This window comes from Clostridium chrysemydis (assembly GCF_015234215.1).
Taxonomy (GTDB): Bacteria; Bacillota; Clostridia; order Clostridiales; family Clostridiaceae; genus Clostridium; species Clostridium chrysemydis.
The window spans coordinates 143,962-157,646 of record NZ_JADEKP010000005.1 but is presented as its reverse complement, the minus strand read 5'-3'; the positions used below and the strand labels follow the sequence as shown (position 1 = coordinate 157,646).

Annotated in this window: 12 protein-coding genes; 7 read left to right on the top strand and 5 right to left on the bottom strand. The window is 28.3% G+C overall.

Annotated elements, in window-relative coordinates; all coding sequences use genetic code 11:
• Positions 1–6: 6 nt before the first annotated feature.
• Genes INR60_RS13445 through INR60_RS13435 form a run of 3 tightly spaced genes read left to right on the top strand, consistent with a single transcriptional unit; the run spans position 7 to position 4,754 of the window.
• The gene (locus INR60_RS13445; protein WP_194192019.1) at positions 7–1,299 is read left to right on the top strand and encodes a DUF2334 domain-containing protein; all 1,293 of its coding nucleotides are present in this window, start codon (positions 7–9) and stop codon (positions 1,297–1,299) included.
• Positions 1,300–1,310: 11 nt separating this feature from the next.
• Positions 1,311–2,561, top strand: a complete 1,251-nt coding sequence (locus tag INR60_RS13440) for a glycosyltransferase family 2 protein (protein ID WP_194192018.1) — start codon at positions 1,311–1,313, stop codon at positions 2,559–2,561.
• A gap of 15 nt (positions 2,562–2,576) precedes the next feature.
• Positions 2,577–4,754 carry a cellulose biosynthesis cyclic di-GMP-binding regulatory protein BcsB gene (locus tag INR60_RS13435; RefSeq protein ID WP_194192017.1) on the top strand — a complete coding sequence of 726 codons (2,178 nt, stop codon included), beginning with the start codon at positions 2,577–2,579 and terminating at the stop codon, positions 4,752–4,754.
• A 37-nt stretch (positions 4,755–4,791) separates the two neighbouring features.
• Here the strand turns inward: INR60_RS13435 and INR60_RS13430 are convergent, their stop codons facing one another.
• The gene (locus INR60_RS13430) at positions 4,792–6,378 is read right to left on the bottom strand and encodes an ABC-F family ATP-binding cassette domain-containing protein (RefSeq protein WP_194192016.1); all 1,587 of its coding nucleotides are present in this window, start codon (positions 6,376–6,378) and stop codon (positions 4,792–4,794) included.
• 174 nt (positions 6,379–6,552) lie between these two features.
• Between INR60_RS13430 and INR60_RS13425 the strand changes: the two genes are divergently transcribed.
• Entirely contained in the window at positions 6,553–7,479 is a 927-nt protein-coding gene (locus INR60_RS13425; protein ID WP_194192015.1) for a CPBP family intramembrane glutamic endopeptidase, read from the top strand.
• 11 nt (positions 7,480–7,490) lie between these two features.
• On the opposite strand, the gene INR60_RS13420 is transcribed toward INR60_RS13425, so the two are convergent.
• Entirely contained in the window at positions 7,491–8,003 is a 513-nt protein-coding gene (locus INR60_RS13420) for a hypothetical protein (protein ID WP_194192014.1), read from the bottom strand.
• A 144-nt stretch (positions 8,004–8,147) separates the two neighbouring features.
• Between INR60_RS13420 and ybaK the strand changes: the two genes are divergently transcribed.
• The gene (ybaK, locus tag INR60_RS13415; RefSeq protein ID WP_194192013.1) at positions 8,148–8,627 is read left to right on the top strand and encodes a Cys-tRNA(Pro) deacylase; all 480 of its coding nucleotides are present in this window, start codon (positions 8,148–8,150) and stop codon (positions 8,625–8,627) included.
• A 45-nt stretch (positions 8,628–8,672) separates the two neighbouring features.
• On the opposite strand, the gene trhA is transcribed toward ybaK, so the two are convergent.
• Positions 8,673–9,320: a PAQR family membrane homeostasis protein TrhA gene (gene trhA, locus INR60_RS13410; protein WP_194192012.1), complete on the bottom strand. Its 648-nt coding sequence runs from the start codon at positions 9,318–9,320 to the stop codon at positions 8,673–8,675.
• Between the two features lie 214 nt (positions 9,321–9,534).
• Here trhA and INR60_RS13405 point away from each other — a divergent pair, with 214 nt between their 5' ends.
• Both INR60_RS13405 and INR60_RS13400 read left to right on the top strand, forming a co-directional pair.
• Complete coding sequence (locus INR60_RS13405; RefSeq protein ID WP_194192011.1) at positions 9,535–10,101, top strand: DUF1836 domain-containing protein; 567 nt, start codon at positions 9,535–9,537, stop codon at positions 10,099–10,101.
• Positions 10,102–10,121: 20 nt separating this feature from the next.
• Positions 10,122–11,825, top strand: a complete 1,704-nt coding sequence (locus INR60_RS13400) for an ABC-ATPase domain-containing protein (RefSeq protein ID WP_194192010.1) — start codon at positions 10,122–10,124, stop codon at positions 11,823–11,825.
• A gap of 56 nt (positions 11,826–11,881) precedes the next feature.
• Here the strand turns inward: INR60_RS13400 and INR60_RS13395 are convergent, their stop codons facing one another.
• Positions 11,882–12,175, bottom strand: coding sequence for a hypothetical protein (locus INR60_RS13395; RefSeq protein ID WP_194192009.1), 294 nt, complete (start codon positions 12,173–12,175; stop codon positions 11,882–11,884).
• 107 nt (positions 12,176–12,282) lie between these two features.
• On the bottom strand, positions 12,283–13,677 hold the full coding sequence (locus INR60_RS13390) for a YjiH family protein (RefSeq protein ID WP_194192008.1): 1,395 nt from the start codon (positions 13,675–13,677) through the stop codon (positions 12,283–12,285).
• Between the last annotated feature and the right edge of the window lie 8 nt (positions 13,678–13,685).

Below are 13,685 nucleotides of genomic sequence, written 5' to 3'. Positions count from 1 at the left end.
ATTTTTATGATTTTTTGCTTTTTTGCAATAATATTTAGTTTTAAACCTGTTTACGCAATAGAAAAGAGTGAAAGTACGTTAATTTTATTTGATACTTACAATAGATATGGAATAGATGAAGATATATTAAATGAAGTTAATATAATTGCTATGAAAGCAAGCGATGAAGTAGCTTTTAAAAATTACAAGTTTTATAAAGAAGGAGATATATTTAAATATAAAAATATAATAATTCTAAACAATAACAGTGATGATATAGGAAAAAATCTGAAATCTGATTTAATTAAATACAAAGGCAAGAAGATCGGGATAGGTCAAAAGGTTGATGGGCTTAATATAAGTTTAGATGATTTTTCAAATAGTAAAATAAAATCAGAAAGTCAAATTATAAAATATATAAACGGTAAAGGTGCTTTAGATAAAGAAAAGTTTTTAGTTCTAGAGGATGTGGATGCATTTATGGATTTAAATTCCTTGATAGAAAAGATAGATTTTTTAAATAATAGAGGTATTCCGTTTATCTTAGATGTAAGACCAGTTTATTTAAATACTGATTTATCTTCTATGGGTAAGTTTTGTGAATCGTTAAGGTATGCTCAGTCTAAGGGTGGATTTATTATATTAGATACACCTTACATAGAATTAAAAGATAAAGTTACTTCAAAAGAAGTGATAGACTCTATGAGTTTAGGGTATAGCAAATTAGTCGATTATAAGGTTTATCCTATAGCAGTAACTATTCCAGATTGGCTAATGTATAGAGGAGAATTAAATGATTTTTTAGAATCAAGTAATACACTTTTTATTAAAAATGATGAAAAATCACCTTTAGAGATAAGTGAATTTAATAATCCTAAGATAGAAAATATAATTACTTATTTTAATTATTCTAAAGATAAAAACATAGAAGAATTAAAACTTGGCAGTGATTTTGCAGTTGCTATTAAAGCTAATATAGATAATAAAGAGTTTGAAAAAAATATAAATAATATTTCTGATATTGTTAATTTCAAAAATCCTGAGGATCTAAAAACAAGTATAAAAATAGATGGCAAAGAAATTAAATCAAGCGAACTTGGAATTTATCTAAATGGAAGTGATGTTACTCAAAATAGGTTTATAAATAATGAAGAATTCAAAAAAACTATATCAAACACAGAGAATAAAAAAGAGGATACAGGAATTGATATTAGTAAGTTTAGTAAAGTTGTAATTATGTTTGCAATAGTAGCGTGCGGTATTTTTATAATTATAGCTATATTAAGCAAAAAAATGGATAGGAAGAAGTACTTTAAATAAGGAGAAAGATAATGAATATTTTTGATTATTTAGCTATTTATTCATTAATAGTTATTTGGATAATCATATTTATAAATGTGCTTTTAGTTATAGGAGGGTATATTTATTATACAAAGATAGAAAAACTAAAGTTAAAAGAAGAATTAGATGAATATCCTTTTGTAACTATAATGGTACCAGCTCACAACGAATCAAAAGTAATAAGAAAAACTGTAGAGGCATTATTAGATTTTGATTACCCGAGTGATAGATATGAAGTAATAGTTATAAATGATAACTCAAGTGATAATTCCCATGAAATATTAACTAATATTCAAAAAGAAAAACCAGATAAAAATTTAATAGTTATAAGTACAGATAGTATAACTGGGGGAAAAGGAAAATCAACAGCATTAAATATTGGATTTAAAGAGAGCAAAGGGGAATATATCGCAATTTATGATGCTGACAATACTCCGGAAAAATCAGCACTTAAATACTTAGTTCAAACTCTACAAGAAGATGATAGCTTAGGGGCTGTTATAGGAAAATTCAGATGTAGAAATAAAAGAAAAAATTTATTAACTAAATTTATAAATATAGAAACGTTAACATTCCAATGGATGGCTCAAGCTGGAAGATGGCAGTTTTTAAATCTATGCACCATTCCAGGAACTAATTTTATAATGAGAAGAAGCATTGTAGAAGAAATAGGTGGATGGGATACTAAAGCCGTCACAGAAGATACAGAACTTAGCTTTAGAATATATAGGATGGGATATAAAATAAAATTTATGCCAAAGGCAGTAACTTGGGAACAAGAGCCTCAAACACTTAAAGTATGGATAAAGCAAAGAACAAGATGGGCTGAAGGAAACACATATGTAGTAATTAAGAATTTCAAATATTTATTTAGAAAAGATGCAGGGGTAACAAGGTTTGATATTTTGTATTACTCTATGATTTACTTCTTATTTTTATCAGCTAGTATAATCTCTGATGGATTATTTATATTAGGAGGTCTTAGTTTAATTACCTTACACTTAAGCGGATATAGCCTTTTCTTTTGGATTTTAGCTATTTTAGTATTTATTCTTTCTATAATGGTGGCGATATCTACAGAAAAAGGGGAACTGACAATAAAAAATACTTTTATAATCTTTCTAATGTACTTTTTTTATTGCAAGCTTTGGGCAGTTGTAGCTATTTTGGGATTTTATAGATATATAAAATTTACACTATTAAAAAGAGAAGTAAAATGGTATAAAACAGAAAGGTTTTAGAAGGGAGGAGATCCTATGATAATAAAAAGAAATAAAATTTTTAAATTTATTATAGCTTTATTTATATTTACAATAGGAATCATGAGTTTTGGATATAAGGAAGCAGATGCAATCATAAACCCTAAAAATATAACAAAACAAACGGGGCAAAAAACATTTCCGATAGGAAATGATGTAGTATTTAGAGGTGTATTTTCATCTCATAGTTGGTTTTTTAATACCGAAAAGGAAAACTTCTGGAGTATAAATTCTGCAGAACTTGAGTTTAACTATAGTATAAATCAAATACTGGATAAAAGTGCTAAGGCATATTTAACTTTTTCGGTAAATGGAATTCCGTTTAAATCTCAAGAAGTTAAATATAAAAAGGATACTACAAATCAAACTATAAAATTAACTGTACCAAAAAAATTAATAAAACAAGGCAGTAATGAAATAAAGGTTGAATCTTACTCTAGAATTTCAGATTTACCTTGCGTTGATGATGTAAATAATGCAAACTGGTTAACGATAGACAAAAGTACAAAGATAGTAGTTAATTTTAATAAATTAAGAGCAGATAATATGATATCTAATTTTCCATATCCTTTTATTGAGGTTTCAGATGAGAAAGAAGATAATACACAAATATTAATACCAGATAAAAATAATAATAGTGAAGTTGCGGATTCACTTATGTTAAACACATATCTTGGAGGTCTTATAAAAGATCAAAAATATAATGGAACTATATCTAAATATAGTGACATGTCAAAAGATAAAAACACTATTTTTATAGGACTTTATGATAATCTTCCAAAGGAACTTAAAAAAGAAGTTAATGGTGGAAAAGATATCTCGGATAGTGAAGGAATATTAAAGCTTATAGATTCACCATACACAAAAAATGATAATACTAAAGTACTTATAATAACTGCAAAAAATGATAAATATTTAGAAAAAGCAGTTAAAACTATGATGAATGAAAGTATAGTAAAGCAGCTAAATATAAGCGAATACAAAGTAACAGAAAATGTAGATGAACTAGATAAATTAGATAAAGACGTAGATAAGGTTAAGTTTAGCAAACTTGCAGGAGATAATATCCTTTTAAAAGGACCTTTTAGAAGAAGCGTTAATTTAGGTTATGCTATACCTAAAAATAAAACATTAGCAGTTGGAGGGCAAGTTTCATTAAACTTTAGATATTCAGAAAACCTTGATTTTGATAGATCGTTAGTAACTGTTTATATAAATAAAGTACCTATAGGAAGTAAGAAGCTTACGCAAGATAAGGCAAATGGAGATTCAGTAGTATTTAATATACCAAATGATATTAAAGATACAAGTTACCTAGATATAGAAGTTGCCTTTGACTTAGAGATGAAAAATACTTGGTGCGAAAAAAGGCAAGAAGAAACACCTTGGGCTTACGTAACTGGGGATTCAAATATTTATATTCCAACAGCAGATAATACAAATTATTACTTTAAGCAATACCCTAATCCATTTATAAAAGATGATAATTTAAATGATATTTTATTAGTAGTTCCAAAAGATATTAATTCAAGCGATTTAAATGCTCTTGGAAATATGTTCTCCTATATAGGAAATGATGTTCACTATAATAGAGGAAGTTTAACTGTAGCATCTGGAGATAACGTAGGAGATCTAAAAAATGATAAAAATATAATAGTTTACGGAACTCCAAAAAATAATGAGTTTATCAAAGAGATAAATAATAACTTATGGTTTAAATACAAAGATAACTTTACTGCATTTGACTCAAATGCAAAAGAATTCTTAACAGACCCTTACAGTAAAGAGATATCAACATTCCAATTAGATGTTTCACCATTTAATGCACAAAGAGGAATGCTTGTTATGACAGCACCAAACGAAAATATATTAAAAGATTCACTAGAATATATATCAACAGATAAAGTGTATAAATTAAATGGTGATTCAGCTATTATAGATTCTTATGGTAATGTTAAAAACTTTAAGATGAAAGAAGAAAAGGATACAAAGCCTGTTTTTGATAAATTTAAAGAAGCAAGCACCTTAACAAAAGGACTTATAGGAGTCTTTGGATTATTCTTTATTTTAATAGTTGTTGCAGCTTTACTATATATAAACAAATACAAAAAAGATAGTGAAGAAGACACAACAAAATCACATAAAAAAACAATAAAAAAATTATTTAAAAAATAAAAAAATACCTAGGCTAATAAAGCCTAGGTATTTTTAATTACTTAGTTTCTAAGTATTCGTCGTAAGACATTTGTTTATCTATTATAGTTCCATCTTCTTTAATTTCAATAATTCTGTTTGCCACAGTTTGGATAAACTCGTGGTCGTGAGAAGAGAATAAAACTACGCTATTAAAATCTTTAAGACCGTTATTTACAGCCGTTATTGATTCTAAGTCTAAGTGGTTAGTAGGTTGGTCTAACATAAGAACGTTAGCGTTTGAAAGCATCATTCTTGAAAGCATACATCTAACCTTTTCTCCTCCTGAAAGTACAGAAGCTTCTTTAAGTGCTTCCTCTCCTGAGAATAACATTCTTCCAAGGAAACCTCTTATGTAACTTTCTGACTTCTCTTCTGAGTATTGTCTAAGCCAATCAACTAATGAAAGGTTACAGTCATTAAAGAACTCTGAGTTATCTTTAGGGAAGTAAGAAGTTGTTATAGTTACACCCCATTTGAAATCTCCAGAATCTGCTTCCATTTCGTTGTTTAATATTTTAAATAATGATGTTATAGCTCTTTCGTTTGAACCAACTAAAGCTATTTTATCTTCTTTATTAACTCTTAAGTTTACATCTTTAAGTACAACTTCTCCATCAATAGTTTTATTTAAGCCTTGAATAACTAGTATGTCGTTACCAACTTCTCTTTCAGGCTTGAAACCAACGAAAGGATATCTTCTAGTTGAAGGTTGAATGTCGTCTAAAGTTATTTTATCTAAAAGTTTCTTTCTTGATGTAGCTTGCTTAGATTTAGAAGCGTTAGCACTAAATCTTGCGATAAAGTCTTGAAGTTCTTTAATTTTCTCTTCTTTTTTCTTATTTTGGTCTTTAGCCATTTGAAGAGCTAATTGACTTGACTCGTACCAGAAGTCGTAGTTACCAACATAGATTTTTATCTTTCCAAAATCAACGTCAGCAATATTAGTACAAACTTTGTTTAAGAAGTGTCTATCATGTGATACTACGATAACAGTTCCTTCAAAGTTTATTAAGAATTCTTCAAGCCAGTTTATAGATTTTATATCTAAGTGGTTTGTAGGCTCATCAAGGATAAGTATACCTGGGTTACCGAATAAGGCTTGAGCTAAAAGTACTTTAACCTTCTCTGCACCTGTTAATTCAGAAACATTTTTAAAGTGTAATTCAGTACCAATTCCAAGTCCTTGTAGTAATGATGAAGCTTCTGATTCTGCTTCCCATCCATTCATATCAGCGAACTCACCTTCAAGTTCTGAAGCTTTTATTCCGTCTTCATCTGAGAAATCAGGTTTTGCATATAGGGCATCTTTTTCTTGCATGATTTGGTATAATCTAGCGTTACCCATAATAACAGTTTGAAGTACTTCAAACTCATCATATTCAAAGTGGTCTTGTTTTAAAACAGACATTCTAGCATTTGGAGCTATAGATACATCTCCAGTATTTGGTTCAACTTCTCCTGAAAGTATCTTAAGGAATGTACTTTTTCCAGCACCATTAGCACCAATTACGCCGTAGCAGTTTCCTGGAGTAAACTTTAAATTAACATCTTCGAAAAGTTTACGTCCACCATATCTTAAACTAACATTTGATACAGTAATCAATCTTATTCTACCTCATTTCATAATATATTCATCTGCATATTATAACATATAACTCGAAAAAATGCCTGTTTCAAAAAAAGAGTTAAAAATAATGTTATGTATATAGAAATTTGTTATAAAAGTTAACTTAATAAAATAGATTTAAATATAGAGTTTTTATAGATGGAGGGTTATATGAGGGGGTTATTTATAAAGAGTATTTTAGATAATACAGAAGGACTATTTAGTGAAGCTAGAAAAGGTAAAAAGACCAATATATTTTTGGTAATATTTTTACCTGTAATAATAATGTTTCTATCTGGGATATTACTTTCAGGTGCATTTTATATTTTTGCAATAGCTGCAAGCTTTGTTCCTGAAATTATAAAGTACGCATTTCAGATTAATTTAATAACTTCGACAGGAATAACTATATTACTGTATTTTCTATTTGTTAAGTTTATTGAAAAGAGGAGTATAAGTTCTCTTGGACTTAAGTTAGAAAAAGGATTTATATTTAAATATCTTAAAGGCTTTTTAATAGGAATTCTTATGATAGAAGTTGTTACTGTTATTATAGTAGGTTCTGGCAATGGAGTATTTGAAATCAAGGGAAAGCTAAATTTAGAGTTTTTAGTTCCTTTAATAATTACAATGATAGCTTGGATTATTCAAGGTGCATCAGAAGAAATAATGATAAGAGGACATATGCTACCAAAGCTTGGAGTTAAGGTTGGAGCAGTTTTGGCAATTATAATATCATCATCTTATTTTGGGTTGCTTCACTTAGGAAATCCTGGAGTATCTAAGATATCTATTTTAAATTTGATATTATTTGGAGTATTTTCAGCGGTGTATGCACTACAAGAAAAAAGTATATTAGGGGTTTGTGCACTTCATAGTGCTTGGAACTTTGCACAAGGTAATATATTTGGTTTTTTAGTAAGCGGTCTTAAAGCTGAAGGTGGTTCAATTATGGTTACTACTGTAACAGATAATGAAATAATAACAGGAGGAGCCTTTGGACCTGAAGGTGGGCTTGCAGTAACTATTGTTTTAGTAGTTGGTGTGATTTTAGTATCTTTTTATGCATTTAAAAAAGGAAGTTCAAGATATAAATAAAAGATAGCTTTTTAGCTATCTTTTATTTTTGAGGTATATATTTTTTTAGACTTAAAATAATTAATTGCTTTCTCATCTACTTTGTCTTTAATAGATTTAGTATCTACTTTGTTAAGTGCAGATTTATAACTTCCTTTAAATAAATCTTTTGCATCGGCTGTAGAAGCTGGGAAGTTATAGCTTGATATTATATACTTATCATTAATTTTACTAAGAGTTATAGTACCAATAAATTCTCCACCTGAATTATCATAGGCAGTATTATTATAGACTTTAAAAGACATACTAAATCCGTATACGTATGCAATTATCTTATCTGTTTTTGCCCTTGTTCCTATAAGGGCATGTTCTTCAAAAGTTGGTATAGAAGAGTTAGATAAATTAGCCTGCTCTTTTAAGCAATCAGATATTAAATTATTTAATTTATTAGAGTCAATCATATCTTTAGCCTTATTTAAATCTTTAGTGTAAGTTACAAATATAGTACAGATGATAATTAAAATAACTAATAAGAACTTTTTCACTTAAAAACCTCCTATACTTTTATATAATATGAAGTATAGAATAAACTAAAGCTTAAAAGGTGAAGAAACGGATACTATTAGTAACAGAGTAGTTACAAGAAAAGGTGTATAATATATGCATATTAACTTTTGGGAGGAATAAAAATGGCAAAGATTCAAAAAACCAATGCTATGAGAATATTAGATAAGAATAAAATTGAATATAATTCATTAACATACGATGCTACAGACGGTCATATAGATGGGGCGGCAGTTGCAAAAAAAACTGGGCAAGCACCTGAAACTGTATATAAAACGTTAGTTACTGTAGGAAGTTCTAAAGAACTTTATGTATTTGTAATACCTGTTTTAGATGAATTAGACTTAAAAAAAGTAGCAAAGGCGGCTCTAGAAAAAAAAGTTGAGATGATTCATGTGAAAGATATAAATAAATTTACAGGGTACATAAGAGGAGGGTGTTCTCCTATAGGTATGAAGAAAAACTACAAAACATTCATACAAAAAGAAGGATATGACCTAGAAAAGATAGTTTTTAGTGGTGGTAAAATCGGACTTCAAATAGAGATGAACCCAAAAGATATAGAAAAAGCTATAAATGTTTCTTTCGTAGATATAGTTAAATAAAAAAATAGACCAACCGAAATTTTCGGTTGGTCTTTATATATTAAATTATAAAACATAAAAGAAAACAGATAAAAAGTGACATAGGGTTCCAAGCATTATGAAAATGTGGAATATCTCGTGGTTCCCAAAAGAACCTATTTTAATTTTTTCAGATTTTAAGGCGTAAATAACACCTCCGATTGTATACATTATTCCTCCTAAAACTAAAAGTATAAAACCTCCTGTAGGTAATACTTTTGAAAGAGGGTAAATAGCAAAGATTGCAAACCAACCTACAGCTATATACATTACGCTAGAAACCCATTTAGGGCATGTTACCCAAAACATTTTAAAGATTATTCCAGCAATACCGAAAGATAAAACAGCAGTAAAAAGAATATAGCCGACCTTGTTATGTAGTGCAATCAAGCAATAAGGTGCATAAGATCCTGCTATAAGGATAAAAATCATAGAGTGATCTAATTTTTTAAGGTTTTTTATTACTTTATCTGTTGAGATTACTGAGTGATAAGTAGCTGATGCACTATAAAGTAATATCATACTTATTCCAAAAGCGATAGAAGACACTATAGAAACTGCAGTTCCTATATCAAATATAGATTTTAAAGTCAGGGCTATAAGAGCTAATACTGAAAGGATAGCGCCTATAAAATGTGTTAATCCGTTAATTGGTTCTCTTAAATATTTTTCCATTTGAATTACCTCCAAAACAGCATGTAGTTTTTAAAACTACATCTTATAGTCTTATTATATGATAATATATTAAAAAAGGTCAAAACTAATTATTCCCTAAAAAAGATTGATTTATCCAAATTATGTTATAATACCTTGAAATATCTCTTAAATACTATTATTATTAAAATATATACTACTACAGGTAGTTTTTAAAACTAGATTGGAGGGTCCTATGAACAAAAATGAGATTTTAAGTTACTTAGACCAATTAGAATTAGATAAAAACATTACTCTAGACGAGATTCCAGAGATAGATTTATATATGGATCAAGTTATTCAATTATTTGAAAATAAATTTGATAGCACTAAAAGAAATGAAGATGATAAAGTGCTTACAAAGACTATGATAAATAATTACGCTAAAGGAAAACTTCTTATTCCTATAAAAAATAAGAAGTATTCAAAAGAGCATCTTATACTTATAAGCCTTATATATAATTTAAAAACTGGTTTATCTATAGGTGATATAAAAGAGGCATTAAATGAAATAGTAGAAAAGAATGAGACGGAAGAAGAGATACTTTTAAGAGAAGTATATAAAGAATATGTTAAAGGATCAGAAGATGATTTAAAAGAATTCAAATCTAGTTTAGATAAGAAGATAAATAAAATAAACGATTCAGAAAAGATAAATGAAGAGTATGAAAAGAAATTATTACTTCTTTTATCTATGATTAATATGAGCAATATGTATAAAAGAATGAGCGAAAAACTTATAGATGAGTATTTTAAAAAATAACATAAAAGGGAGAGTATCAAATGAAAGATTTAAATGATTTAAAAAGAGAACTCTACAAGATAGATGGAAGAGGATATAAAGCCTATAAAAGCCTTGAAGGGGATTATAAATTCTCAAATTATGTTCTTCATATAGATCACGTACAAGGTGATCCCTTTGCATCACCATCAAGAATAAGGGTAAGTCTTAATTCTAATTTAAATAAAATACCAGAAGAACTTTTTGATACAAATAACAAAAGAATTGCTGTTTGTGATTTTTTAACAAGAACATTTAATAAAAATATAAATAAGTATGCAGGAAGAGTAAGTGGTTCTGGAAAAAGTGGAATAATTAATATAAGTAGATGTACTCAAGAGATTTTAGATAGAACGGCTGTAACGATAGATAAAGAAAAGCTAGAAGCTAGATTTGAAGTTGGTTTTCCAGCTAGAGGCAGAAGTGTTTTAGCAAAAGAATTAGAAAAAATACTTTATGAGTTTTTACCTAAAATAGTAGAAAACAGTTTGATTTATAACAATATAGATAAAGATAAGCTTATAAATAGAGTAAAACTTGTTGAAGATCAAGAGTTTATAAGAAAAGAGTTAAAGAAATTGGATTTAGTAGCTTTTGTAGCTAACGGATCAATACTTCCTAGGGAGAGTGGAGTTTCAGAAAAGCCTTTAAAAGAAGCTAAAAGATTTAAATCCCCTAAAAATTTAGAAGTAACTTTAAACTTACCAAACAAAGGTGAAATTAAGGGGATGGGAATAAAAAAAGGTATAACTATAATAGTTGGTGGAGGATACCACGGAAAATCAACTCTTTTAAACGCTTTAGAACTTGGAGTATACAACCACATAGAAGGTGATGGAAGAGAATATGTTATATCTAATGATGATGCTGTTAAAGTTAGAGCAGAGGACGGTAGGGCTATAACTAAAGATGATATATCATTATTTATAAGTAATCTTCCAAACGGTAAAGATACAGTAAAATTCACTAGTGAAAATGCAAGTGGAAGTACATCACAAGCTGCAAATATAGTTGAAGCTATTGAATCTGGAACTAAACTATTACTTATAGATGAGGATACATCTGCAACTAACTTTATGATAAGAGATGATGTTATGCAAAGATTAGTTTCTAAAGAAGAGGAACCTATAACTCCTTTTATAGAATTAGTTAAAAGCATATATGAAAAGAAAGATATATCTACTATATTAGTAGTTGGAAGTTCAGGAGATTACTTTGATATTGCAGATACTGTAATTCAAATGGATGCATACGAACCTAAAAATGTTACAGAGAAAGCAAAAGAACTTTCAACAGGTCTTATTCTTAAAAGAATAGAAGGAAAAGATATTAAAATTAATATAAATTTTGAGAGAAAAATATTAAAAGGTTCAGTAGAAAAAGGTCCAAAAGGAATTAAAATAAAGACGCTTGGAAAAGACGGATTAAGCATAAACAGAGAAGATATAGACTTAAGGTCAGTTGAACAAATAGTAGATAGAGAGCAAGTTACAGCTATAGGAAATTTAATTAAGTTTGCAGAAGAAAACATAATTGATAACAATAAAACTTTAATAGAAGTTACTGATAAACTAATTAAACAAATAGAAAATAAAGGGCTTATATCTATAAATACTACAAAAGGTGGAGTAGGAAACCTTTCTATGCCTAGAAGGTTTGAGATAATGGCTGCCTTTAATAGATATAGAAAATTAAAGATAAAATAAAAAAAGTTATACCACAAAACAAGTGGTATAACTTTTTTTATATATTATATTTAAAATTAATCTTTTATTTTATACTTCATACTTAAAGGCTCAATTAAAAATAAGCCTATAGCTGCAAGTAATATAAAAGGAATATAAAAAGTAACTATTCCATACATATCTAAAATTTGAGATATTCCATAGATAATAACCATATAAATTCCCGTAACAAAGGTACTATATAAAGTTGCTATAAGAGGGGTATTACAGTTTGGACATTTAGTAACTCTTCTCATAGAAACATCATTCATATTAAATCCCTTATTACATTTAGGACAAGTCTTTTCTTTATTAAAAATTTTTTTAAGCAAAAAATCACCACCAATATTAGTTCTTTTTAGGAAAATTATAACATAAAAGCAATTCCTTAAGAAAGTAAAGGAATTGCTTTAAAATCATTTATATTAAATTCTATAATTTAAAAAATTAAATTTGCAAGTAAAACTATCACTGGTAAAGTAACTAAAGTTCTTTCTATAAACAGTATTATTAAATCCTTAATGTTTATTGGGATCTTAGAACCAAGTAAAAGTCCACCAACTTCTGACATGTATATAAGTTGAGTTACAGAAACTGCAGCTATTATAAATCTAGTCATATCGCTTGCTATGTTAACTGCCATAACTGAAGGTAAGAACATATCAGCAAAGCCTATTACAAGTGTTTGAGATGCAGCAGCAGCCTCAGGGACTTGTAATAAATTAAGTAGTGGTATAAATGGTGCACCAAGCATTTGGAATACAGATGTGTATTCAGAAATTATAAGTGCTAAGCCTCCCATAGCCATAACTATCGCTAAAACTCCAATCCACATATCTAAAACATTTTTAACACCTGCTATTACAAATTGTTTTGGATGAGTATTAGAATTTGCTTTTTTAAGAGCATTTTCTAATCCAAATGAAAATGGCGTATAGCCTTCTGGTATAACTTCAAGATTTTTAGTTTCTTGATCGTTATAGTAAGTATCTGGTTTTCTTGATAGTGGTGGTATTCTAGGGATTATTATAGCAGCTACTATACCTGCAAAAGTTACTGTTAAGTAAAATGGAACGAATAAATGCGCAAGGCCTACGTTAGTTAAAACTATTAAACTAAAGGTAATTGAAACAGCTGAAAAAGTAGTTCCGATAACAGCAGCTTCTCTTTTAGAATAAAAACCTTGTTCATATTGTTTTGAAGTAAGTAATATACCAATACTTCCGTCTCCAAGCCAAGATGCTATACAATCTATTGAAGAACGACCAGGTAAATTAAAAATAGGTCTCATAACTTTAGTAAGAAGTGCACCTACAAATTCTAATAAACCGAAGTCTAAAAGTAAAGGTAATAAAAATCCTGCAAATAAAAATACTGAAATTAAGCTAGGTAAAAGATCGTTTAAAACTAAGCCTGCAGTATTTTTAGACCAAATAAACTCAGGGCCAATTTCAAAGTAGGCACAGATTACAAATACAGTACCAATTATTCTTAAAACAAACCAAAAAGGAGTAACATCGAAAAGACGATTAAAAAATTCAAATCTACTAGCAGTATCTATCTTTGCTATTCTTAATATCTTTACGATTAAGCTTCCTAAAGAAGATATTGAAATTAAAACAAGTGCAAAAGTTAAAAGATTATCACCTAAAAGATTTAAAAAGTTCTTAGATAAAACAGCTATAGGAATAGTTATTTCACCATTTACGTTTATAGGAATCATAAATAAAAAGATACCTATTAAAGATGGTAGTAAAAATTTTAAAAATGAAACTTCTCCATATTTTGCTTTTAATAATTTGATTGAAATATTTTTAGTCGTGGTGCTTTCCATAATTTTCT

Excerpts from the sequence above, each read along its gene's own strand:
- INR60_RS13445 (WP_194192019.1), top strand. The coding sequence starts at position 7 with ATGATTTTTTGCTTTTTTGCAATAATATTTAGTTTTAAACCTGTTTAC.
- INR60_RS13440 (WP_194192018.1), top strand. The coding sequence starts at position 1,311 with ATGAATATTTTTGATTATTTAGCTATTTATTCATTAATAGTTATTTGG.
- INR60_RS13435 (WP_194192017.1), top strand. The coding sequence starts at position 2,577 with ATGATAATAAAAAGAAATAAAATTTTTAAATTTATTATAGCTTTATTT.
- INR60_RS13425 (WP_194192015.1), top strand. The coding sequence starts at position 6,553 with ATGAGGGGGTTATTTATAAAGAGTATTTTAGATAATACAGAAGGACTA.
- ybaK (WP_194192013.1), top strand. The coding sequence starts at position 8,148 with ATGGCAAAGATTCAAAAAACCAATGCTATGAGAATATTAGATAAGAAT.
- trhA (WP_194192012.1), bottom strand. The coding sequence starts at position 9,320 with ATGGAAAAATATTTAAGAGAACCAATTAACGGATTAACACATTTTATA.
- INR60_RS13405 (WP_194192011.1), top strand. The coding sequence starts at position 9,535 with ATGAACAAAAATGAGATTTTAAGTTACTTAGACCAATTAGAATTAGAT.
- INR60_RS13400 (WP_194192010.1), top strand. The coding sequence starts at position 10,122 with ATGAAAGATTTAAATGATTTAAAAAGAGAACTCTACAAGATAGATGGA.
- INR60_RS13390 (WP_194192008.1), bottom strand. The coding sequence starts at position 13,677 with ATGGAAAGCACCACGACTAAAAATATTTCAATCAAATTATTAAAAGCA.